The 23,468-nt window shown below is 62.4% G+C and carries 16 protein-coding genes; 6 read left to right on the top strand and 10 right to left on the bottom strand.

Translation table 11 applies throughout. The features are described 5' to 3' along the window. Positions 1-217: 217 nt before the first annotated feature. From CSQ93_RS18150 to CSQ93_RS18130, 5 genes are all read right to left on the bottom strand, one after another. The gene (locus CSQ93_RS18150; protein WP_099379230.1) at positions 218-496 is read right to left on the bottom strand and encodes a DUF4404 family protein; all 279 of its coding nucleotides are present in this window, start codon (positions 494-496) and stop codon (positions 218-220) included. A gap of 11 nt (positions 497-507) precedes the next feature. Then, entirely contained in the window at positions 508-720 is a 213-nt protein-coding gene (locus CSQ93_RS18145) for a VF530 family DNA-binding protein (protein ID WP_034780902.1), read from the bottom strand. 109 nt (positions 721-829) lie between these two features. Next, positions 830-2,983, bottom strand: a complete 2,154-nt coding sequence (locus CSQ93_RS18140) for a M3 family metallopeptidase (protein WP_099379229.1) — start codon at positions 2,981-2,983, stop codon at positions 830-832. Positions 2,984-3,209: 226 nt separating this feature from the next. Further along, a complete protein-coding gene (locus CSQ93_RS18135; RefSeq protein WP_233516236.1) occupies positions 3,210-5,345 on the bottom strand; it encodes a M3 family metallopeptidase in 2,136 nt (711 codons plus the stop codon). A gap of 154 nt (positions 5,346-5,499) precedes the next feature. Further along, positions 5,500-5,718 (bottom strand): SlyX family protein, encoded by a 219-nt coding sequence (locus CSQ93_RS18130; RefSeq protein WP_034753936.1) that lies wholly within the window; start codon positions 5,716-5,718, stop codon positions 5,500-5,502. 160 nt (positions 5,719-5,878) lie between these two features. On the opposite strand from CSQ93_RS18130, the gene CSQ93_RS18125 reads away from it, so the two are divergent. Both CSQ93_RS18125 and CSQ93_RS18120 read left to right on the top strand, forming a co-directional pair. Beyond that, positions 5,879-6,256, top strand: a complete 378-nt coding sequence (locus CSQ93_RS18125; RefSeq protein ID WP_233516235.1) for a type II toxin-antitoxin system RelE/ParE family toxin — start codon at positions 5,879-5,881, stop codon at positions 6,254-6,256. Beyond that, positions 6,253-6,609: an addiction module antidote protein gene (locus CSQ93_RS18120; RefSeq protein WP_099379227.1), complete on the top strand. Its 357-nt coding sequence runs from the start codon at positions 6,253-6,255 to the stop codon at positions 6,607-6,609. Before CSQ93_RS18125 ends, CSQ93_RS18120 begins: the two co-directional genes overlap by 4 nt. Positions 6,610-6,619: 10 nt before the next feature. On the opposite strand, the gene CSQ93_RS18115 is transcribed toward CSQ93_RS18120, so the two are convergent. Further along, complete coding sequence (locus CSQ93_RS18115) at positions 6,620-8,680, bottom strand: UvrD-helicase domain-containing protein (protein WP_051991465.1); 2,061 nt, start codon at positions 8,678-8,680, stop codon at positions 6,620-6,622. Positions 8,681-8,889: 209 nt separating this feature from the next. On the opposite strand from CSQ93_RS18115, the gene CSQ93_RS18110 reads away from it, so the two are divergent. Next, positions 8,890-9,375, top strand: a complete 486-nt coding sequence (locus CSQ93_RS18110; protein WP_099379226.1) for an SRPBCC family protein — start codon at positions 8,890-8,892, stop codon at positions 9,373-9,375. A 1-nt stretch (position 9,376) separates the two neighbouring features. Here CSQ93_RS18110 and CSQ93_RS18105 read toward each other — a convergent pair whose 3' ends face one another. Next, the gene (locus tag CSQ93_RS18105) at positions 9,377-10,498 is read right to left on the bottom strand and encodes an HD-GYP domain-containing protein (RefSeq protein WP_233516234.1); all 1,122 of its coding nucleotides are present in this window, start codon (positions 10,496-10,498) and stop codon (positions 9,377-9,379) included. 163 nt (positions 10,499-10,661) lie between these two features. Further along, complete coding sequence (locus CSQ93_RS18100) at positions 10,662-12,110, bottom strand: dihydrolipoyl dehydrogenase (protein ID WP_099379225.1); 1,449 nt, start codon at positions 12,108-12,110, stop codon at positions 10,662-10,664. A 128-nt stretch (positions 12,111-12,238) separates the two neighbouring features. Here CSQ93_RS18100 and CSQ93_RS18095 point away from each other — a divergent pair, with 128 nt between their 5' ends. Then, positions 12,239-13,129, top strand: a complete 891-nt coding sequence (locus CSQ93_RS18095) for an ArgP/LysG family DNA-binding transcriptional regulator (RefSeq protein WP_099379224.1) — start codon at positions 12,239-12,241, stop codon at positions 13,127-13,129. A 14-nt stretch (positions 13,130-13,143) separates the two neighbouring features. On the opposite strand, the gene CSQ93_RS18090 is transcribed toward CSQ93_RS18095, so the two are convergent. Continuing rightward, a complete protein-coding gene (locus CSQ93_RS18090) occupies positions 13,144-15,210 on the bottom strand; it encodes a primosomal protein N' (protein WP_099379223.1) in 2,067 nt (688 codons plus the stop codon). Positions 15,211-16,051: 841 nt separating this feature from the next. Then, the gene (gene hemE / locus CSQ93_RS18085) at positions 16,052-17,137 is read right to left on the bottom strand and encodes a uroporphyrinogen decarboxylase (RefSeq protein ID WP_099379222.1); all 1,086 of its coding nucleotides are present in this window, start codon (positions 17,135-17,137) and stop codon (positions 16,052-16,054) included. 198 nt (positions 17,138-17,335) lie between these two features. Here hemE and CSQ93_RS18080 point away from each other — a divergent pair, with 198 nt between their 5' ends. Further along, on the top strand, positions 17,336-19,279 hold the full coding sequence (locus CSQ93_RS18080; protein WP_099379221.1) for a dipeptidyl-peptidase 5: 1,944 nt from the start codon (positions 17,336-17,338) through the stop codon (positions 19,277-19,279). Then, positions 19,276-23,457: a DEAD/DEAH box helicase gene (locus tag CSQ93_RS18075; protein ID WP_099379220.1), complete on the top strand. Its 4,182-nt coding sequence runs from the start codon at positions 19,276-19,278 to the stop codon at positions 23,455-23,457. Before CSQ93_RS18080 ends, CSQ93_RS18075 begins: the two co-directional genes overlap by 4 nt. Positions 23,458-23,468 lie beyond the last annotated feature (11 nt).

Below are 23,468 nucleotides of genomic sequence, written 5' to 3'. Positions count from 1 at the left end.
AAGGCGCCACGGCAGCGCGGGCAGACCGCTTGGGAACGGTCGCAAATAAATTGGTAGGGGAGCTCATAGGGTACGGATTGTACCGGAATTGGCCATTTCCAACCTGACGGCCTGCTTTTTACTGTTGGATTTCAGTACAAAAAACGTTTATTTTTCAATCACTTGGGGAAATGTGGGCCTCCCCGCAGGAACGGGCCCGGCATTTCCCAAGACTTGCTTAAATGCCCATGTTGGCGAGAATCTCACCGAGCTCACGCAACGCCGGCTCCAGTTTCGGATGCTTGACAGCAAATTTGGCCGACAATTCCTGGCTGCGCTCGGCCAGGCCATAGGTGGTCGACTCTTCTTCCTGTTCCTGCGCGGCGCGCTTTTCCATCAGCAACTTGATGTCGACATCGAGTTTTTGCAGCAAACCATGCAGTTCTTCATCGACGGGGCCGCTGGTTGCTAGTGTCGATTGCAGTTGTTGCAGCGATTCCTTGAGTTTGCTATCCATGTTTTTTCCTGTCAGTCAGTAAATTGCGTGTCCAGGTACAGCTGTTCCACCTTGCTCCTGGCCCACGGGGTCTTGCGCAAAAACTTCAGGCTCGACTTGATGCTGGGATCGCTGATGAAGCAATTGATATCGATGTGCTTGGCCAAGCCGTCCCAACCATAGTGGGCCTGCAGGCGCGTCACGATACCTTCCAGGGTAATGCCATTCAAATCTTGCTGACTCATATACTCTTTCGACTGCCTTCTTGTTTACATCTTACTCAATTCTACGCCGCCGGCACAGAAAGCTTGCGTGCGCCATGTCAACGCAACGCAAGCTTCTGCTGAGGACGTCTTACTTGGCGTTCAAGCCGCGGCGTTCCAGCAATGGTTCCACGGTGGCATCGCGGCCGCGGAAGTCGCGGAACAGCTGCAGCGCATCGACGCTGCCGCCGCGCGACAGCAATTTGCTGCGGAACCAGTCGCCATTCTTGCGCGTCAGGCCGCCGTTTTCCTTGAACCAGTTGACCGATTCCGCGTCCAGCTTTTCCGACCACAGGTAGGCGTAATACGCCGCCGAGTAGCCGCCCGAGAAGCTGTGCGAAAAGTAACTGGTGCGGTAGCGTGGCGGCACGGGCGCGTAGTCGACGCCCGCGTCTTTCAACGATGCCGCTTCAAAGGCCAGCACGTCGGTCGGGATCTGGCTCGGCGCCAGCTGGTGCCAGCGCTGGTCCAGCAAGGCCGCCGACAGGTATTCCGTCGTCATGAAACCCTGGTTGAATTTCTTCGCCGCCGTGACCTTGTCGAGCAATTCCTGCGGCATGGCCGCGCCGCTCTGGTAGTGCTTGGCATAGTTTTGCAGCACTTCCGGCCAGACGGCCCACATTTCATTGACTTGGGATGGATACTCGACGAAGTCGCTCGGCACGCTGGTGCCGGCAAAACGCGGATATTTCACGTTCGAAAACATGCCGTGCAGCGCATGGCCGAATTCGTGGAACATGGTCGTCACTTCATCGAACGTCAGCAAGGTCGGCTGGCCGGCGGACGGCTTCGGAATGTTCAATTGGTTGGCCACCACCGGATGCGTGCCCATCAGCATTGACTGCGACACGTATTCATTCATCCACGCGCCGCCATGCTTGTTGCCGCGCGCATAGAAGTCGGCGATGAACAGGGCCAGCGGCTTGCCGTTGGCATCGAGCACGTCATACACGCGCACGTCCGGGTTGTACACCGGTAGATCAGTACGTTGCTTGAAGCTGATGCCATACAGTTTATTGGCGGCAAAGAAAACGCCATTGTTCAGCACGCTGTTGAGTTCCAGGTACGGTTTCAGCTCGTTTTCATCGAAATTGAAACGTTGCTTGCGCAGCTTGTCCGTGTAGATGGCCCAGTCGGCCGCCGCTACCTGGAAACCGCCCTTCTCGGCATCGACCACTTGCTGCAGGTCGGCCGCTTCGCGGCGCGCGTTGGCGACGGCCGGTTTCGCCAGTTCCGACAGCAGGGTGTTGACGGCCGTCGTAGTCTTGGCCGTCTGGTCTTCCAGCGAGTACGCGGCGTAGTTGGCGTAACCGAGCAGGGTGGCCCGTTCGGCGCGCAGTTTGGCCAGCTTCAGCACGATGGCGCGGTTGTCGAACTCGCCGCCCTGGCTACCCCGGTTCAGCGACGCATCCATCAGGCGCTGACGCGTCTTGCGATCCGTCAATACCGCCAGTGGCGGCTGGCCGCTGGTGTTGACCAGGGCAATGACGAACTTGCCCGTCAAGCCCCGTTCCTTGGCGGCCGTGGCGGCCGTATCGATATCGCTGTCCGTCATGCCGGCCAGTGCAGCACGCGTGTCGACGACGATGCTCTTGGCATTCGTTTCCTTCAGCACGTTTTGCGCGAAGGCCGTTTCCAGGCCCGCCTGTTCGGCGTTGTAGGCTTTCAGTTTTTCCTTGTCCGCATCGGACAGCTTGGCGCCGGCGCGCACGAAGTCCGTGTGATAACGCTCGAGCAAGCGCAGGGATTCGGCATCGAGGCCCAGCTTGTCGCGCTTGGCGTACAGCGTGTCGATGCGGGTAAACAGTTTCGGATTCAGGGTGATCGCATCCGCGTGCGCGGCCAGCTTCGGCGACACGTCCACTTCCACCGCTTCCAGCACGGCGTTGGTATTGGTCGACGTCATGTTGCTGAAGATGCTTTGCACGCGGTGCAGCAGCTGTCCCGTGCGCTCGAGGGCCACGATGGTGTTTTCAAACGTGGGCGCCTGGCGGTTGCTGGCAATCGCGTTGACTTCGGCCAACTGGCGTTTCATGCCTTCGGCAAACGCCGGCGCGTAGTGTTCATCCTTGATCAGGCCGAACTGCGGCATCTGGAATGGCAGCGGGCTCACTTTGAGCAGGGGGTTCTGGGCGCTGACGGCAGCGGCAGGCGCGGATTTTGCAGTGGCGGCAGCCATGGCGGATGGGGCGGCGTGGGCCAGCATGACGCTGGCGGCGATGACGAGCAGTTGTGGACGGATCATGACATCTTTCAGGAAGCGCGGGAAGAACCGCGATCGCGTCGCGGGCCAGTGGCAGATCATAGCAGTCTGTCACACAGGCGTCATCCAACATGGGCGATCCTGTGGTGCATGACGCCAACTGCGCGGTTTACCACGGTTTTCAAGCGGAATCGCCAAATAAAAATGGCCGCCCATTGCGGGGCGGCCATTGATGTTCAGCACCAGCGAGGCCAGTGCTGGGAAGGAATTACTTGCCGTTCAAGCCACGGCGTTCCAGCAACGGCTCGATCTTCGCATCGCGGCCACGGAAGTTGCGGTAAATGTCGAGCGCATCGGCGCTGCCACCGCGCGACAGCAGTTTAGTCCGGAACCAGTCGCCGTTCTTGCGCGTCAGGCCGCCGTTTTCCTTGAACCACTCGACCGTGTCTGCGTCGAGCTTTTCCGACCACAAATACGCGTAGTAGCCGGCCGAATAACCGCCCGCGAACGCGTGCGAGAAATACGTGGTGCGGTAGCGCGGCGGCGCCGGGGCGAAATCGACGCCCGCATCCGTCAAGGCGGCCTTCTCAAACGCCAGCACGTCGGTCGGGATCTGCGCCGGGGTCAGCTGGTGCCAGCGCTGGTCCAGCAGGGCCGATGCCAGGTATTCCGTGGTTTTATAGCCCTGGTTGAAATTGTCGGCCGCCGTCACTTTCGCCAGCAACTCGGCCGGAATGGCCGCGCCCGTCTGGTAGTGCTTGGCGTAGTTTTGCAGCACTTCCGGCCACAGCGCCCACATTTCATTGACTTGCGACGGGTATTCGACGAAGTCGCGCGGCACGCTGGTGCCGGCAAAGCGCGGGTATTTCACGTTCGAGAACATGCCGTGCAGCGCATGGCCGAATTCGTGGAACATGGTGTTGACTTCGTCAAACGTCATCAGGGTCGGCTGGCCCGCTTCCGGCTTCGGAATGTTCAGGTTATTCGCGATGACGGGCTTGCGGTTCAGCAAACTCGACTGGCCCACGTAGGCATTCGCCCAGGCGCCGCCGCGCTTGTTACTGCGCGCGTAAGGGTCGAGCGTAAAGATGGCCAGTTGCGTGCCGTCTTCATTGAAAACGTCGTACACCAGCATGTCGGCCGTGTAGACTGGCAAGTCGGTGCGCTGCTTGAAGGTCAAGCCGTACAATTTACCGGCGGCAAAGAACACGCCACGGGCCAATACGCTGTGCATTTCAAAGTACGGCTTCAATTGCGTTTCGTCAAAGTTGTAGCGTTCGGCGCGCACCTTGTCGCTATAGAAGGCCCAGTCGGCAGCGCCCACCTTGAAGCCGCCTTTGCCTGCATCGATGACCTTCTGGATATCGTCCGCTTCACGGCGCGCGTTGACGACGGCCGGCTTCGCCAGTTCGCCCAGCAAAGCGTTCACGGCGGTCGTGTCGTGCGCCGTCTGGTCTTCCAGCGAGTAGGCCGCGTAGTTCGGGTAGCCCATCAGCGCGGCACGTTCGGCGCGCAGTTTCGCCAGTTCCAGCACTTCCTGGGTATTGTCGAACTCGCCGCCACGGCTGCCGCGCGCTTGCGAGGCGGCCATGATGCGTTCGCGCACGGCGCGGTTGGTCAGCAGCGACAGCGGTGCCTGGCCCGTCGTGTTGACGAGGGCGATCACATATTTGCCATCGAGGCCGCGCTTCTTGGCCAGGCCGGCGGCCACTTCGATGGCAGCCGACGACAGGCCGTCGAGTTCTTCGCGCGTATCGACAACGACGGCCGAAGCGTTCAATTCCTTCAGTACATTTTGCGCAAACTTGGTCGACAAGGCGGCCAGCTGGCCATTGTAGGCGCGCAGCTTTTCCTTGTCCGCGGCCGACAGCTTGGCGCCGGCGCGCACGAAGTCCGTGTGGTAACGCTCGAGCAGGCGCTTCGATTCCGCATCGAGGCCCAGCTTGGCGCGCTTGGCGTACAGGCTGTCGATGCGCTTGAAGAGTTTGTCGTTGAGCATGATCGCGTCGCTGTGGGCCGCCATCTTCGGCGCCAGTTCACGCTCCAGGCCCTGGATCGTCTCATTCGTGTTCGAGCCGGACATCACGGAAAACACGGTGCGCACGCGGCTCAGCAGCTGGCCCGAGCGTTCCATGGCGACGATGGTATTGTCGAAGGTCGCTGGCTGCTTGTTATTCGCAATCGCGTTGATTTCCGCCAGGTTGGCGGCCATGCCTGCCGTAAAGGCGGGCGCGTAGTCCGCGTCCTGCACCTTGTCGAACGGCGGATAGTGGAAGGGCAGGCTGCTGGCCTGCGCAAACGGGTTCGAAGCAGGCAGCGCTGCGGCCGCGGTGGCGGCAAAAACGGCGGCGGCTGGCGCCAGCATCAGGCTGGCGGCGATGACGAGCATTGTTGGACGGGTCATGTCTACTTTCAAGGAACGCAAGAGAGCCGCGATTGTGTCGCGGGCCAGCCTGAAATAATAACAGCCTGACACACTTGCGTCACCAGCAACTACCGATGGTAGCGCGCCAGCCAGTAATGAACGGTTTTCATGCGCCCCGCGTCACGATGCCGATTCAATAATGCGGCGGACGTTCGTTGACCAGCCCGCCATTCGCCTGCTGCGCCCCGTCGCGTACGTGTTCGCCCAGCTTGTGCAGCATCGCTTCGAGCTGGTCGATGCGCTTGCCCTGCTGGTACACCATCTGGTTCAGCGACTCGACCAGGTCTTCCTGCTGCGCCAGCTTGATTTCGATATCGACGAAACGTACTTCCATCTGTTCTGCATTGTCCATGGTGCTCACGGTGACTCCTGACTGAAAGCGGCATTTTACCGCCGCAGCGGCGTGAGCCAGGACAAACAAGCGGCATTCTTGCCGAAGCGGTGCCGATTTCTGCCTATTCTCTCCATATGGCTGAATCAAACCGCTTGACGAATGAGAACAAACGATTACAATGGACCTATCCACCTTGCCTGATCTGATCGATACGCGCAAGACGGCTGAATACCGCCGCTGGGAAGACACCTTGCACGACGTGGCGGCGGCCGCCATTGATGCGCGCATCAAGCATTTGCAGCACGGTAAAAAGGGCGACTGGCGGCCTGTGGGCGAAGGCGTGTGCGAGCTGCGTTTTTTACAGACGGGACCCGGCTGGCGCGTGTATTTTCACGAGACCAACCTGGGCACCCTGATCTTGCTGCTGTTGGGTGGAAACAAATCAAGCCAGCGACGCGACATCAAGCAGGCGCAAGCGATACTCAAGGACTTGAAAGCCCGGCAGGCGGCCCTGAAGAAAGCGGCGGCGGCATCCACAGGAGCACGAAAAAAATGAACCAACATATCGACCATGACACCTTCGACCTCGACAACCTGGAAGCATTAGGGCTGAGCAAATTCGACCCGACGCAACACCTGACCAGCAAGGCCGCCGTGGCCGCCTACATGAGCGAAATCGTTGCCACCGGCAACGCGGAACTGTTCCAGTCCGCCATGAACGACGTGGTGCGCGCCTACGGCATGGGCAAGGTAGCGGCCCGGGCCGACATCACGCGTGAAGGCGCGTATAAAGCCTTGCGCGAAGGCAGCAAACCGCGCTTTGAAACCATTTTGAAGATGCTCGATGCGCTGGGCATGCAGCTGGCCATCGTGCCGAAAACCACGCCCGACGGCGCCGTGGAAGCGTGAAGTTCTTGAATTAGCCTTTCGGCGCGGCCAGCAAGGCTTTCATGCGCGCCAGACGTTCCTTGGGCGAAATCACCTCCGCTTCCGTCGGCACGGCGTCGCCCACGTCGAGTTCCATTTCCTTGATGAAACGCGACGGGTCGCAATGGACTTGCTCGCCGGCCCGCTTGCGCTTCTTGCACCAGGTGATGTGCAAGGTGCGCTGGGCCCGCGTGATGCCCACATACATCAGCCGGCGCTCTTCCTGGATGCGCGCGGCGATGGTTTCGGCCGGCGCATCAGGATCGCCCTTGTGCGGCAAGATTCCCTCTTCCACGCCGACCAGAAACACGTGCGGAAACTCCAGGCCTTTCGACGCGTGCAGGGTCGACATGCGCACGGCATCCTGCTCCTCGTCCTTGCCTTCCAGCATGGTCATCAGGGCCACCATCTGCGTCAATTCCAGCACGTTCTTTTCTTCACCGTCGCGGTCCTTGCCGCCCCGGCCCCGTTCCTTGAGCCAGTTGACGAATTCCAGCACGTTCTGCCACTTGCTTTGCGCTTGGCGTTCCTCGAAAGCATCGTACAGATACGATTCGTAGTGGATTTCCTTCATCATGTCATCGAGCACTTCGGCCGCGTTGTCGCCGCTGCCGGCCGCACCGGGCCGGCTGGCGCGCGATTCGAGGTCGTTGATGAAGTTACAGAAATCGCGCAGCGGCCCCAGTTGGCGGTCCGTCAGCTTGGCTTCGATGCCGCCTTTAAACACGGCCTGGAACAGCGAGCACTGCCACTGCCCCGAAAACGCGCCCAGCACTTCCAGGGTCGACTGGCCCACGCCACGGCGCGGCGTCGTCACGGCGCGGATGAAGGCCGGGTCATCGTCTTCATTCGCCAGCAAACGCAGGTAGCTGATGATGTCCTTGATCTCGGCCTTGTCGAAGAAACTCTGGCCGCCCGAAATCGTGTACGGGATGCGTTCCTTGCGCAAACACTGCTCGATGATGCGCGCCTGGTGGTTGCCGCGGTACAGAATCGCGTAATCGGAAAATTTATTCTTGCGTTCAAAATGGTCGGCCGAAATCATGATGGCGACCTGCTCCGCCTCCTGCTCGTCCGTCTGCATGCCCAGCACCTTGATCGGCTCGCCCAGGCCGTGTTCCGACCACAGCGACTTTTCAAACAGTTTAGGATTGTTGCCGATGACGGCATTGGCCGCGTTCAGCACGCGCATGGTGGAGCGGTAATTCTGCTCGAGTTTGATCACGCGCAAATCGGGGAAATCCGTTTCCAGGGTCTTCAGGTTTTCCACGGTGGCGCCGCGCCAAGCATAGATTGCCTGGTCGTCGTCGCCCACGGCCGTAAACATCGGCTTCTTGCCGATGCCCGTCACCATCAGTTTCACCAGTTCGTACTGGCACGTATTCGTATCCTGGTATTCATCGACGAGCAGGTAGCGCAAACGGCGCTGCCACTTGTCGCGCACGGGGCCGTTGTTGCGGAACAGTTCCACCGGCAGGCGTATTAAATCGTCGAAATCGACGGCCTGGTAGGCGGACAGGGTCGCCACATAGCTGCGGTAGATGCGCGCCGCATTCGCCTCGTCCTCATCCTTCGCTTGCGCCAGGGCCATGTCCGGGTCGATCAGGCCATTTTTCCACAGGGACATGGCATTCTGGATGCCGCGAATGACCTGTTTATCGGTGGTAATGGCGAGGTCTTGCACGAGGGAAAAACAGTCGTCGCTGTCCATGATGGAAAAGCGGTCTTTCAAGCCCACGCCATTGGCTTCCTGGCGCAGGATCTTCACGCCCAGCGAGTGGAAGGTCGACACCGTCAGCTGCTTGGCCTGGCGCGGCTGTTTCAACAGCTTGGCGATGCGTTCCTGCATTTCCAGCGCCGCCTTGTTGGTGAAGGTCAGCGCGGCGATGGTGCGCGGGTCATAGCCCCGGTCTTCGATCAGATGAGCGATCTTTTGCGTGATCACGCGCGTCTTGCCCGAGCCGGCGCCCGCCAGCACCAGGCAAGGGCCGTCGAGGTAGGTAACCGCTTCGCTTTGGGGCGCATTCAGACCGAACTGTGGTGCTTTGGACATCAGGGTATTTCCGCAGGGAACAGCAGCCCATTGTAACAGCGTCGCGCCCGCCTTTTGCACGATGGGACATGCCCGAAAAACAGGCAATGGCATTGATATATCACCATATGCCGCCATCTTGGCCGATTCAATGCGTGCGGCGATGCCACGCCTGGAGTACCATTCCGCCTATATCGCCCGTGCGCGCCCACTTACCGAATGGCAGTCCCATGAAATTTGAACACCTGATTGAAATCAACGATCCCTTGAACCCGCTGATTGACACCTTGAGCCTGGAACAGGTCTGGCGCGGCCTCGTCTTGCGCGCCGAGTCGCCCAAGCTGTTCGTGCCGCACCTCGATGAATGTCAGATCAGCGAGCGCAGCGATGCCGGTTTCGCGCGCAGCCTGCGCTATGGCGAGCTGGTCATCAACGACAGGGTGGTGCTGATACCGCAACTGCAGGTGCGCTACGAAGTGCCGGCGCAAAAGGACATCAGCGCCTCGTCATTGATCATGACCATCGAGATGCCCGATGAAGCGAGCCTGTGGGTGCGCTTCCAATACGACGACGGCCACGACGCGGCCACCGATGCGGCCAACGCCCTGTACGACGACTTCCGCCGTTCCGCCTACAAGGAATCCGACATCGACACCGTGCGCATCATGCGCGAACTGGCAGCCGAAGGACGGCTGGATGCGGGTCTGCTGAACTAAATCAAACTCTGGCGCTGCGGCCCCACAGCTGATCAGGGCGAAACTGCAGTCCCGCCTGCTCCGCACTGAGCACTTCGCGGATGGCGTGCAAGTCCACGCGCGTGTCGCGCCGCAGCGGCACCTCGAGGCGCGCGCCACGCGGGCCGATCAGCGACTGCACATGCGGCGTGGTGGCATTCAAGCCCTTGCGCGTGACGACGCCGATTTCCCCATTCAACAGTTTGACGAAGGTGCCGACCGGGTAGATGCCCAGCTCGCGCACCAGCAGCGACGCCAGCGGCGCATCGAGGGTGGCCTTGTCGGCCATCAGCATTTCGCGCAGGGCCACGTTGGGCAGCAAGGGCTGGCGGTAGCTGCGCTTCGAGACGCGCGCGCAATAGCGGTCGGCCAGCATGATCAGGCGCGCACCGATGCCGATCGCCTCGCCTTGCGTGCCCAGCGGATAACCGCTGCCATCGATATTTTCATGGTGCTGCAGCACGGCCTGCAGCCAGACGGCGTCCGTCACGCCCGCCGCGCGCAGCAGGTCGACACCGGCTTGCGGATGGGCGCGCAAATAGGCCCGTTCCTGGGCGTCCAGCGGACCCGCCTTGTGCTGGAAATCCGCATGGCGTTCCAGCATGCCCACATTCATGCTCAGCGCGGCCAGCACCACGCTGCGCACGACGGCGTCGTCGAGTTTCAGGGCGCGCGCCAGCAAGGCCGTGATGACGGCCGTGTCGACGCTGTGGCGCACGGCAAAGTCGCCCGCGCCCTGGTTGTGCAGGATGCAGGCCAGTGCCACGTCGGCGTCCAGTGCAACGGCCTCTTCCACCAGCTGCGCCAGCGCCGGCAGGGACAGGTGGCTGTCCGCCTGCCCGGCGGCAATGGCCGGCAAGACGAGGCCCAGGCCTGCCGTGACGAGGTTCAGCATGCGCAGGGCCGATGGCGCCTCCGTGGCCGTGCGCGGCACGTCCGCACTGGCATCGGCGATGACGCCGCGCGCCAGCAGCAATGCGATCTGGTTCTCGCTACTGATGACATGGCCCAGCCTGGCCAGCAAGCCGCCCGTTTCGCCATGCACGTCCCAGGGCAGAGCCACGCCGAGGGCGAGTTCTCCCGCATAAATGCGCCGAATTTTCACATCGTCTCCGTCATCGCTAGCCGCTACCCTTTTTACCATCAGGAAGTCGTGGGCATGAACCAATTGAAATGTTTTTTGCTTTTAATCAATATTTCAATGTGGCAGCGATGATCGCGCAATCATGTGCGCTTGTCTACAAAATTGTTTAAATACAAAAATTGCATCAGACGCCAGGCGAGCAATCGGCGCAGCCGGGCGCGTGTTCCGGGTCTTTTTCCAGGTGCAGCGCCAGCTCGCGCAAGGCCGTGCGCACGCCTTCCTCGATGACGGGATGGTAGAACGGCATGTCGAGCATGGCCGGCACCGTCAGCTGCGCCTGGCACGCCCAAGCCAGCAAGTGGCCCAGGTGTTCCGCCCGTGGGCCGATCAGCTCGGCGCCGAGAAAGCGCTTGCTGCCAAACTCCGCATACACGCGCAGCAAGCCCTGGTTTTGCAGCATCACGCGGCTGCGGCCCTGGTTACCGAACGACACGGCGCCCACGGCGAAACGGCCCGCATGGCTCACGCACAATTGCTGGTACGTGGCGCCCACAGTGGCGATCTGCGGCTCCGTGAAGGCAATCGTCAATGGCGTGCGGCGCAAGCCAGGTTTGATGTCAGGAAAGCGGGCCGCGTTCTCCCCGGCGATGCGGCCCTCGTCGGCCGCCTCGGGCAACAGCGGCAGTTCGTTGTCGGCGTCGCCGGCGATGAAGATGGCGCTTTTGCCGCACTGCATGGTGTGCGGGTCATGCAGGGGAATGCCGTGGCGGTCGAGCTCGATTTGCGCCGTTTCCAGGCCGATCTTGTCCACGTTCGGCGCGCGGCCGATGGCGGCCAGCACATACTCGAACTGCTCGGTTTTTTCCACGCCGGCGCCATCGCTGCTGGTCAGCAGGATGCCGCTGCCGTCCGGCGTTTTTTCCACGTGCGCGACCTTGGTCATGAACCGGATATCGAGTTCGCGCGCCAGCACGGCATCCGCCTCGCGCAGCACCAGCGGATCCGTCAGTTGCGCGACTTTATTGCCGCGCGCAAACAGGGTCACGCGCACGCCCAGCCGCGCCAGCGCCTGGCCCAGCTCCAGGCCGATCACGCCGCTGCCGACCACGGCGACCGATTGCGGCAAGTCCGTCCACTCGAACACGGCGTCGCTGGTGATGACACGCTCGCCGGCCGCCTGCCACTCGGGCGGTACGCTGGGCGTGGAACCGGTGGCGATCACCACGCTGCCAGCTTCGACAATCGTATGCTCATCCACCTGCAATGTGCCGGGAGAAATAAAACGCGCGTGGCCGCGCAGTTTTTCCTCGTCGGGGATGGCGTTGACGCCGTCGAGCACGAAGCCGACAAAGCGGTCGCGCTCGCTACGCACCCTGGCCATCACTTGCCGGCCATCGATGCGCACGGGCCCCGGATGCACGCCGAAACCGGGTGCGGCAGCCACGGCATGGGCCGCCTCGGCCGCCGCGATCAAGAGTTTGCTGGGCATGCAGCCGACCCTGGCGCAGGTCGTGCCGTACGGTCCGCTTTCGATCATCAGCACGCGCTTGCCCTGCATGCGCGCCGCCTTGTGCGCCGTCATGCCGGCCGTGCCGCTGCCGATCACGGCCACATCCACTCGTATCGTCTTCATCGTGCTATCCATCCACTGAGGTTGCTCACAGCGTTCGATACTACCCGTTTGCCGAAAATAAGGTTTTACTTTGCAGCAATATATGCATTAGTATAACTAATCATTTTCAAAATTTATAAGCTGAGCTAATGGGATCACTCGATTATCGCGCGCTGGCCGTGCTGGACGCCGTCGCCAGCCATGGCAGTTTCGACAAGGCTGCCCTGGCGCTGGGCATCACCCAGTCGGCCGTCTCGCAGCGCATCAAGGCGCTGGAAGACGCCAGCGGGCGCCTGCTGATCATCCGTGGCCAGCCAGCCGTGCCGACGGGCCTGGGCCAGCGCCTGATCGTGCACCACCGCAACGTCAAGCTGATGGAAGCATCGCTCGACATCGACCTGGGCAACAGCGTCAGCATGCCGGAAATCGCCATCGCCATCGATGCCGACAGCCTGGCCACGTGGTTCCCCGACACCTTGTCCGCCCTGCTGGCGCCGCCGCGCTGCCAGCTCGACGTGCGCCTGGCCGACAGCGACAGCGCCTTGCAAATGGTGCGCGACGGCTCCGTGTTTGGCTGCGTGGCAGCCGAGTCCGGCACAGCGATCGACGCGGCGGCCGCCACCAGCGTCACGCCGCTGGGCACCTTGCGCTATGTGTGCGTGGCTACACCCATGTTTGCCGGCCACTGGTTCGGCGATGGTTTTATTGCCGAAGCGGTGCAACTGGCACCGGCCGTCGTGGGCCAGCACGGCTTGCTGGCGCGTTTCCTTGCTGAACAATTGAGCATGCGTGAACCGTTTCCGCACCACACCTTACCCGTGGAAGCGGCGCGCCGCGGCTGCGTCCAGGATGGCCTCGCCTATGGCCTGATGCCGCAGCGCCTGGCCGCCCAGGGGCTGGCAACAGACCGTCTCGTGGAGCTGATGCCGGGCAGCACCCTGGATGTGCCGCTGAGCTGGCATGCGTGGACCCTGGACACGCCGTTTACCAAGCTGCTGTCCGAGCAGATCGTCAAGTCGGCGCGCGACTATCTGAACTAACTCAGTGCATTAATTCAAATATCCAGCGGGTCGACTTCCAGCGACCATTTCACGCGTGACTTCATGGCGCGCAGTTCCGCCAGCCATTCTTTTAAAAACGCCTGCAGGGCCGGCCGCGAGGGCGATTCCAGCAGCAGCTGGGCGCGGTCCACGTTGTAGACGCGCGTCATGCTCATGGGAATCGGGTCATTGATGGTCACCTGCGGGTGTTCCATGCACTCTTTCGCCGCCTGCAGGAACTCGATGGCGGTCGCCAGCTCGGGCGCCTCGGCGCGCAGCAGGGCCTGGAACAGGTAGGGCGGCAGCGCCGCCTGCGCCCGCTCTTCCAGCAAGGTCGTGGCGAAGTGGTCGTAATCGTGGTTGACGACGGCGTCGTACAGCGGATGGCGCGCATAGCGCGTCTGGATCAGCACCTCGGATACGCTGCCCCCTTCCGTCTGCGCGGCGCGCCCGGCACGACCCGCCACCTGCATCAACTGGGCGAACAGGCGTTCGCTGGCCCGGTAATCCTGCGAAAACAGGGCCGTGTCCGGATTCAGGATGCCGACCAGGGTCAGCTTTTTGAAATCGTGCCCCTTGGCCACCATCTGCGTGCCGATCAAAATATCGACTTCGCCCCGGTGCACGGTGTCGAACGCTTCCTGTGCGCTGCCCTTCTTGCGCGTGGAATCGGCATCGATGCGCAAAATGCGCGCCTCTGGAAACAATTGCTGCAAGCCCTCTTCCACCCGCTGCGTGCCGCGTCCCAGCGGCTGCAGGTCGACGTTGCCGCAGGTGGGGCAATGGCGGGGAATGCGCAGTTCCAGGCTGCAATGGTGGCAGCGCAAGCGGTGTTCGGGCTTGTGCAGCACCATGAACGAGGTGCAACGCGTGCAATTGCTGATCCAGCCGCACGATTCGCAACAGATCACGGGGGAATAGCCGCGCCGGTTCAGGAACAGCAGCGACTGCTCCCCGCGCTCCATGCGCAGTTTCAAGGCGGCTACCAGATGCGAAGTCAGGCCATCTTTCGGCTTGTCGCGCTCCATGTCCAAAATCTTGACGCGCGGCAATACCGCGTTCTTGACGGCCCGCTCGCGCAATTCCAGCTTGCGGTAGCGCCCCGTCTGTGCGTGGTGCCAGCTTTCCAGCGAGGGCGTCGCCGAACCGAGCACGATGGGAATCTGCAATTGCCAGGCGCGCCACACGGCCAGGTCGCGCGCGGAATAGCGCAAGCCTTCCTGCTGCTTGTAGGACGGGTCGTGTTCCTCGTCGATGACGATCAATTTCAATTTCGGCAAGGACGCCAGGATGGCCAATCGCGTGCCGAGCACGATGCGCGCCTGGCCCTGGTGGGCGGCCAGCCAGTGCAGCATGCGCTCGCCTTCGGACAGGCTGCTGTGCAGGGTCGCCAGCATGACGCCGGGAAAGCGCGCGCGGATATTGCCTTCCAGCTGGGGCGTGAGGTTGATTTCCGGCACCAGGATCAGGATTTGCGCATCGTCCTCGCGCGCCAGCACCTGGGCGCAGGCTTGCAGATACACTTCCGTCTTGCCGCTGCCCGTCACGCCATACAGCAGGGTCGGCTTGAAACCCCGGGCGCCGCCGATGGCGTCCGCCGCTTCTTGCTGGGCGGCATTCAGGGCCGGCATGTTCAGCGGCGTGCCGTCATGCGCGTCGGCCAGCTTGCCCAGCTTCTTGATGGCGCGGTCGAGCGCCACGGTGGTCAGCACGCGCAAATTCTTCGGCAGACCCGGCAAGGCCACTTCACCGAGCGGACGCTGGTAGTAATCGGCGGCAAAGGCGGCCAGCGCCAGCCATTGTTCCGACAACGGCGCCAGCTGGCTGCGCACGGCCAGCACATCCTTCAGTTTCGCGGCGGGCACGTCCGTGCTGTCGGACACGCCGACGATCAGCCCCATCACTTCGCGCCGGCCGAACGGCACCAGCGCCAGCTGCCCCACTTGCGGCAACGGCGCGGCAGCGTCCGCGCCGGCGTCCGCGTCTACCGCCGCCGCGTTCCAGCGGTAGTCGAACAGGGCGTTCAAGGGCGTGTCGAGCGCGATTTTCAGGATGCACGACGTCAAAATGCACTGCGACATGGGGGGTGGGCCTATCTCAATAAAAAAGCGCGCCGCAGGGTAAATGGCGCGCGGGAAGTCAGGCATCAAGCCAGCGGGCCATGATACTTGTTTCATCCCTCAAACGCCTAACGGCAGGCAGGACAGCGTGTCATCGTGCCTGAAGAAAATTCTGTGGATAACTTTGTGGACAAAGCAAAATTAACTTTCAGAAAAATGTGGATAGAAAATTTCGATCGCCGTCAAGAGCGGCACGCAAGAAAAATTAACCATTTAAAATCAAAGGCTTAAAAATTGATGCCCGGGAGGCTGGAAAACCGGGGGGCATTTCCGCCGCTGTGCATAACTGAACCATTTGTAATTTATTTATACAGAAATCAGCGCCATTTTGAGGCGCCCGAGCGGGAAAAATACCGGTGGCATGCGGCAAAGTTGACAATTGCCGGGCAAGCGTTCGTTTTTACGCACTGAGCGGCGAAACATTGTTCAATTATCATGCAGTGCAACATGCACTTCAGGTGAAACCTGAACATCGGCGCTAAGTATCGGTTAACAAAATACTTTTCAATTTTATCCACAGAATCTGTTGATAACTTTGTGGACAATGAAGGAATAAGGCAGGCAAACGAAAGAATAACCTTATCAATAGCAACAAAGTCCGCCGGACAAGGTATTTTTTATTTCTTAATAATCAAGCACTTGCAGAGCATCCCCGGGCATGGCTTTTCGACTGCCTCTTATTTCCGCAGCAAAAAAAATTGTGCATAAGTCGGTATTTCTTGCTGGGGCGCAGCAAAGAAAAAGGCAGGCTTCCGCTGGAAAGCCTGCCTTTTCCGCCCCTGCGCCAGGGGAAAACGGATACTTACTGGCCGCTGCGCATGGCGCGGCTCATGCTGTGCACGGCTTCCACCATGGCTTCCACGGATTCCGGCGGCGTGAACTGGGAAATGCCATGGCCCAGGTTGAATACGTGGCCCGCGCCGGCCGAGGGCGCGCCAAAGGCGTTGAGCACTTTCGCCACTTCGGCGCGGATCTGCTCGGGGCTGGCGAACAGGATGGCCGGGTCGAGATTGCCCTGCAAGCCCACTTTATGGCCCACCAGCTGGCGCGCACGCGTCAGGTTGACGGTCCAGTCCAGACCCACGGCATCGGCGCCGATGTCGGCGATCTGCTCGATCCATTGGCCGCCGCCCTTGGTAAACACGATGGAGGGAATCTTGACGCCATCCTTGTCGCGTTTCAATTGCGCCACCACTTGCTGCATGTAGGCCAGCGAGAATTCCTGGTAGGCGCCATCGGCCAGCGCACCGCCCCAGGAGTCGAAAATCATCACGGCTTGCGCGCCAGCATCGATTTGCGCATTCAAGTACTGCGCCACGGAGGTGGCGTTGATCGCCAGGATGTGGTGCATCAGGTCCGGGCGGTTGTACAGCATCTTCTTGATGGTATGGAACTCTTTCGAGCCGCCGCCTTCCACCATATAGCACGCCAGGGTCCACGGGCTGCCGGAAAAACCGATCAGCGGCACGCGGCCATTGAGTTCCGTACGGATTTGCGTGACAGCCTTGAAGACATAGTCGAGCGATGCCAGGTCAGGTACTTGCAAGGCCTTCACGTCCTGTTCCGTGCGTAGCGGGCGCTCGAACTTCGGGCCTTCGCCATCGGCGAAATACAGGCCCAGGCCCATGGCGTCAGGCACCGTCAGGATGTCGGAAAACAGGATGGCCGCGTCGAGCGGGAAACGCTCCAGGGGCTGCAAGGTCACTTCGGTCGCGTAATCGGGATTCTTTGCCAGGCCCAGGAAGGAGCCGGCCCGCTCGCGCGTGGCGCGGTATTCGGGCAGGTAGCGGCCCGCCTGGCGCATCAGCCAGACGGGAGTGTGCTCGGTCGGCTGGCGCAGCAGGGCGCGCAGGAAAGTATCATTCTGGAGCGGAGCAAATTGTGGCATGGAAGGCAATCGAGCTTGGAGAAGCGGTATTATCGCATCCAATCGCCGCCATTTCATTGATTCCGGTGCCGCTTTGCAGCAATTGCCGCGCACAGCGATGACTTTCGTTGTGCCTGCCCTTCCATTATGATGATGCACGCCGCCGCGCGCCCTGACCCTGCCTGGCGGCCCTTGATCCCCTCACTATACGGAGCCCGCATGACCTCGACCGCATCCAGCACCCCTTATGGCATTTGGCCATCGCCGATCAGCGCGGCCATCGTGGCCGCCGGCGCCTCGCCGCTGACGCAGCTGGCCCTGGGCGGTGCGGATGGGACCGACGTGTTCTGGCTGGCCGGGCGCGCCAGCGAGGCGGGCCGCAACACCCTGCTGCGCCAGCGCGGCGCGCGTGTCGATGAATTGACGCCGGCGCCCTTCAATGTGCGCACCCGCGTGCATGAGTATGGCGGAGGCGCGTATGCCGTTGCCGGCGATACCGTGTATTTCTCGCATTTCGCCGACAACTGCCTGTACCGCGTGGCCGGCGACGACGCACCCGAAGCGTTTACCACGGGCGGCAGCACGCGCCATGCGGACTTCGTTGTCGATACGGCCCGCTCCCGCCTGATCGCCGTGCGCGAGCAGCATCCGGAAGAAGGTCATGCCCTTCCGGAAAACTGCCTGGCCGCCGTCGGCTTCGACGGACGCGAAACGGTGCTGGCGCGCGGCCACGATTTTTATGCGGCGCCGCGCCTGTCGCCGGACGGCAGCCAGCTGGCCTGGATCAGCTGGGACCACCCGCGCCTGCCGTGGCAAGGCACGGAACTGTGGCTGGCCGACGTGCACGCGGATGGCAGCCTCGGTTCGCCACGCCTGATCGCCGGCGGCGCGCGCGAGTCGATTTGCCAGCCGGAATGGTCGCCGAACGGCTTGCTGCACTTCGTTTCCGACAGCAGCGGCTGGTGGAATCTGTACCGCCTGCACGGCGCCAACATCGAGGCGCTGTGCCCGATGGAAGCGGAATTTGCCACGCCGCACTGGACCTTCGGCGGCAGCATGTACGGTTTTCTGTCCGACGACGAGATCGTCTGCACGTATATCCAGGCCGGCATCAGCTACCTGGCGCAATTGAACGTGGCGGCGGCCAAACTCGAGCCGATTCCCCACCCTTACCAGGAAATCCGCGAACTGCGCGTGGGCCCCGGCTTCGTCGCACTGCTGGGCGGCAGCCCCACCATTGCGCTGGAACTGGCGCGCATCGATTTGGCTAACCATGAGCTGGAAGTGCTGGCGCAGTCGATCACGGCGCTGCCCGCGCTCGCTTATCTGTCCGTGCCGCGCAGCTTGAGTTTTCCTAGCAGCAATGGCCGCACGGCGTACGCCTTCTTTTATGCGCCCACCAATGGCGACGTGCAGGCGCCGGCAGGAACCTTGCCGCCCGTCATCGTCATCAGCCATGGCGGCCCCACCAGCATGGCCAGCAATACATTAAAGCTGGCGACGCAGTACTGGACCAGCCGCGGCATCGGCGTGCTTGACGTCAACTATGGCGGCAGCAGCGGTTTCGGCCGCGAATACCGCGACGCGCTGCGCGGGCAATGGGGCATCGTCGACGTGGAAGACTGCATCGCCGGCGCGCGCTATCTGGCCGCCAACAGTCTGGCCGACCCCGAACGCCTGATCATCCGCGGCGGCAGCGCGGGCGGCCTGACGACCCTGTGCGCGCTGACCTTCCACGACGTCTTCAAGGCGGGCGCCAGTTACTATGGCGTGTCCGACCTGAAGGGCCTGGACAACGATTCGCACAAGTTCGAATCGCGCTACACGGACTACCTGATCGCTTCGCAGCCGCAAGCCGAGGCGCTGTACCTTGAGCGCTCGCCCATCCACCACACGGATAAACTGTCGCGCCCGATGATCTTCTTCCAGGGCCTCGACGACAAGGTCGTGCCGCCACAGCAGTCGCAGCTGATGGTCGACGCCTTGCAGGCGCGCGGCGTACCCGTCGCGTATGTCCCGCTCGAAGGCGAGGGCCACGGCTTCCGCAAGGCGGAAAACATCGTGCGCACCCTGGACGCGGAACTGTATTTTTACCAGCGCGTGTTCGGCCTGCCTGTGGCGGCCGGCGAGCCGCCCGTGCATATCGCCAATTTGCCCGCATGAACGAGCAACATGTAGAACAACATCTGCTGGACGAATTCGCCGCTCTGGAGCAGCATGAACAGATGATCCTGGCCTTGCTGGCGATCACGGGCGAACCGGTGGGCAAGCATGCCGTGTATGAACACTTGCAGCGCGCCAATGTCGTCGAACCGGACGGCACGCCATTTTCCCTGCTGGTGGTGACCAACATGCTGCAGCGGCTGACGCGTCTGGCGCTGGCCAGCGAGGTGGTGGGACGGGGCTTTGCCTGCGAAGCGAGGCTGCGCTGGCCTGCCATGCGCGCCGCCATCGAGCACCTGGTGTTTCGCGACCTGTGTCAGGCTATCGAGCTGATCAACCCCGTGCGCCGCAACTGGGATGGCTATGTGGAATTGCGCAGCTACCGGCAAGGCGTGGCGCGCCTGCGCATCGCCCTCTTGCGCAATGACGAGGTGCGCCACGTGGCCGCCATCCTGGCCGCCTGCATGGCGTGCTATGAAGCGCAGCAGCTGCATCCGCTGATCGAGATTTTCGGCCGCCCGTTCGAACCGGAAATGTTGTCTTTCGTCATGCCGCAACTGCAGGATGACATCCTGGCCGTACTACTGGGCAATGCGCCGCGCGAGCCGGCCACGGCGCACGCCATCCGCACGTACGCGCGCGCCCACCATGCGCGCCAGGCGGCCGCCGGCGACCATATCGGCGCTGCCTTGCCGCTGGCCCTGGCCGAAGACGCCCTGCTATGCGGCGAACTCGACGCGGCCGCCCGCTACCTGGCGGGCCAGCAGGGGCCGCAGGCGCTGTTTGTCGACAGCAGCATCGCTCTGTTGCGCGGCGAACATGCACACGCCGTGGCGGGCTTCGAGACAGCCTTGAAAGGACTGCGCAAGGAAGCAGGCAAGCGCAAGCTGTGCTTTACGGGCATCGGCGGCCACCTGTATGTACTTGCACTGCTGCGCGGCAACGACGCCAAGCTGCTGAAAAGCGCGGAAACCTATCTCGATATCGCCCTGCACGCGCAGCCGAACCACGACAGCATCGTCTACCAGCAGCTCAATACCTTGCGCCTGGTGCGCGCCGGCGTGCAGTTGGCGGAAAGCATCCCCACGCGCAGCTGGGAAACGGCACTGCAGGCGCAACTGTTCCAGGGCTTGCTGTACTACTGGCTGGCGCTACCGCAATTGAGCGAACGCAAGGACCAGCTGCGGTCGCTGGTGCAACAAGCGGACGCGGCCGGCTACGACCTGATCGCCGCGCAAGCGGCCGGCTTGCTGGGCTTGATGGGCGAGCCGCAGCAGGAGCGCTATGCCACGTCCAAGCGGGCGCAGCATGGCTTGACGGACATGGCGCCGTGGTTCGAGCGCCAGGAAGCGTGGCAGCGCCAGTTGAGCGCGCTGATCAACCTGCAGCAGAACGCGCCCGCCGAAGCGCTGGGCGGCGTCTCGCGCCTCGTCTGGCTGGTGGCATTCGACCCGCGCTTTGGCCTCACGGCCGTGGAAGTGCGCGAGCAGAAGCGCGACGCGCGCGGCGGCTGGAGCAAGGGCCGCGCCATGGGCCTCAAACGCCTGGCCGAAGAGGCGGGCGACATCGATTTCCTCACGCCGCAGGACGCGCGCGCGGCGGGCAGCATCGCGCCTTTTAAACAATACTATTCGTCGGCACCGCGCTATGAAGTCGAGCTGGACAAGGCTGCCATCTTGCTGGTGGGCCACCCGCTCGTCTTCTGGCTCGATCACCCCGACACAAGAGTGGAACTGATCGCCGGCGCGCCGGAACTCCTGATCAAATCCCACGAGGGGCAGCTGTGGCTGGGCATGCAGCCGCCCCTGCCCGACAACGGCAGCAATGTCGTGGTGCAGCGCGAGACGCCGACGCGCTTGCGCGTGGTACATATCCTCGATGAGCACCGGCGCATCGGCGCCATCGTGGGCCTGGGCCTGTCCGTGCCCCTGCATGCGGAAAAACAGGTGATGCAGGCCATCGGCGCCATCTCGTCCATGGTCACGGTGCAGTCCGATATTGGCGGCGGCGCCGGCGACGCGGAAGCGATCACGGCCGACCACCGCCTGCACGTGCACCTGCTGCCCTACCAGCAAGGCCTGAAAATGCAGATCTTGGTCCGCCCGCTGCTCGACAACGGCGCCTATTACGCGCCCGGCAGCGGCGCCGAAAGCGTGTTTGCCGACGTGGCGGGCCGGGCCGTGCAGGCGCGGCGCGACCTGAATGCGGAACGCGAAGCGCAGCGTCAGCTCATCGGGAAATGTCTGGTGCTGGAAGAGGCGGAAGAAGAGCATGGCGAGTGGCTGCTGGGCCAGCCTGCGCTGGGCTTGCAATTGCTGGTGGAGCTGCAGGCGCTCGATCCCGCCGGCATGGTATTGGCGTGGCCGGAAGGCGAAACCATGCGCGTGTCGAAACGCATCGACAGCGGCCAGATGCGCCTGAACATCAAGAGCGAAAAAGACTGGTTTGCCGCCAGCGGCGAAGTGCAGATCGACGAAGACAAGGTGATGGATTTGCGCGCCCTGCTCGATTTGATGCAGAACAATAAAAGCCGCTTCGTGGCCTTGGGCGACAACCAGTTCCTGGCGCTCAGCGACGAATTGCACCGTCGGCTGTCCGAGCTGGCCGCGTATGGCGAAGCGCATGCCGATGGCGTGCACATCCACCCACTGGCCGCCTTCGCGCTGGAAGAGCTGGCCAACGATGCGGGCGGCGTGAAGGCCGACAAATTGTGGCGCGAACACTTGCTGCGCCTGCGCGCCCTCGACGACTATCAGCCGCAGCTGCCCAGCACCTTGCAGGCGGACTTGCGCGACTACCAGCTGGCCGGCTACGAATGGCTGGCGCGCCTGGCGCACTGGGGCGTGGGCGCCTGCCTGGCCGACGACATGGGCTTAGGTAAAACCTTGCAGGCGCTGGCCCTGATCCTGGCGCGCGCGCCCAACGGCCCCACCCTCGTCGTCGCCCCCACGTCCGTGTGCATGAACTGGATCAGTGAAGCGCAGCGCTTCGCGCCCACCTTGAACATCAAACTGTTCGGCAGCGGCGACCGGGCCGACATGCTCGACACCCTGCAGCCCTTCGACGTGGTGGTGGCCAGCTACGGCTTGCTGCAGCAGGAAGCGGCGCTGTTTGCCGGCGTGCGCTGGCATACGATCGTGCTCGACGAAGCGCAAGCGATCAAGAATGGCGCCACCAAGCGCTCGCAAGCCGTGATGGCCCTGCAAGGCGATTTCCGCATGGTGGCCAGCGGCACGCCGCTGGAAAACCACCTGGGCGAATTGTGGAATCTGTTCCGCTTCATCAATCCCGGTTTGCTGGGCACCCTCGACCAGTTTAATTTGCGCTTCGCCGGTCCCATTGAGAAAGATCAGGATAAACGGGCGGCGGCCGGCGCGCGCCTGCGGCTGCGCCGCCTGATCGCGCCCTTCATCCTGCGCCGCACCAAGACGCAAGTGCTGTCGGAATTGCCGTCGCGCACGGAAATCGTGCTGGAGGTGGAATTGTCGCCGCAGGAAACGGCCCTGTACGAATCCCTGCGCCGCGAAGCGCTGGAAAAGCTGGCCATGGTGGAAGGGCCGGCATCAAAGAAAGCCATCCAGATCCTGGCGGAAATCATGAAACTGCGCCGCGCCTGCTGCAATCCGCAGCTCGTGGCGCCCGAGCTGGGCCTGGCCAGCAGCAAGCTGGCGGCGTTCGCCCAATTGCTGTCGGGCTTGCTGGAAAACCGCCACAAGGTGCTCGTCTTCAGCCAGTTCGTCGACCATTTGACCCTGATCCGCCAGCACCTGGAGCAGCATGGCGTGCGCTACCAGTATCTCGATGGCAGCACGCCCATGCAGGAGCGCAAGCGCCGCGTGGACGCCTTCCAGGCGGGTGAGGGCGACGTTTTCCTCATCAGCCTGAAGGCGGGCGGCATGGGCATCAATCTGACGGCGGCCGATTACGTGATCCACATGGACCCGTGGTGGAACCCGGCCGTGGAAGACCAGGCATCGGACCGCGCCCACCGCATGGGGCAATTGCGCCCCGTCACCATTTACCGCCTGGTGGCGAAACACACGATCGAGGAAGGCATCGTCGAATTGCACCAGCACAAGCGCGACCTGGCCGACAGTTTATTAGAAGGCAGCGACGCCGCCGCGCGCATGTCGGCCAATGACATGCTGGGCATGCTCCAAGAGGGGTTGAAAAAATGAACGGCGAAGCC

This window comes from Janthinobacterium sp. BJB426, from assembly GCF_002735705.1.
Classification (GTDB): domain Bacteria; phylum Pseudomonadota; class Gammaproteobacteria; order Burkholderiales; family Burkholderiaceae_D; genus Janthinobacterium.
The sequence above is the reverse complement of the archived record's forward strand: the minus strand, read 5'-3'. Positions and strand labels throughout refer to the sequence as shown.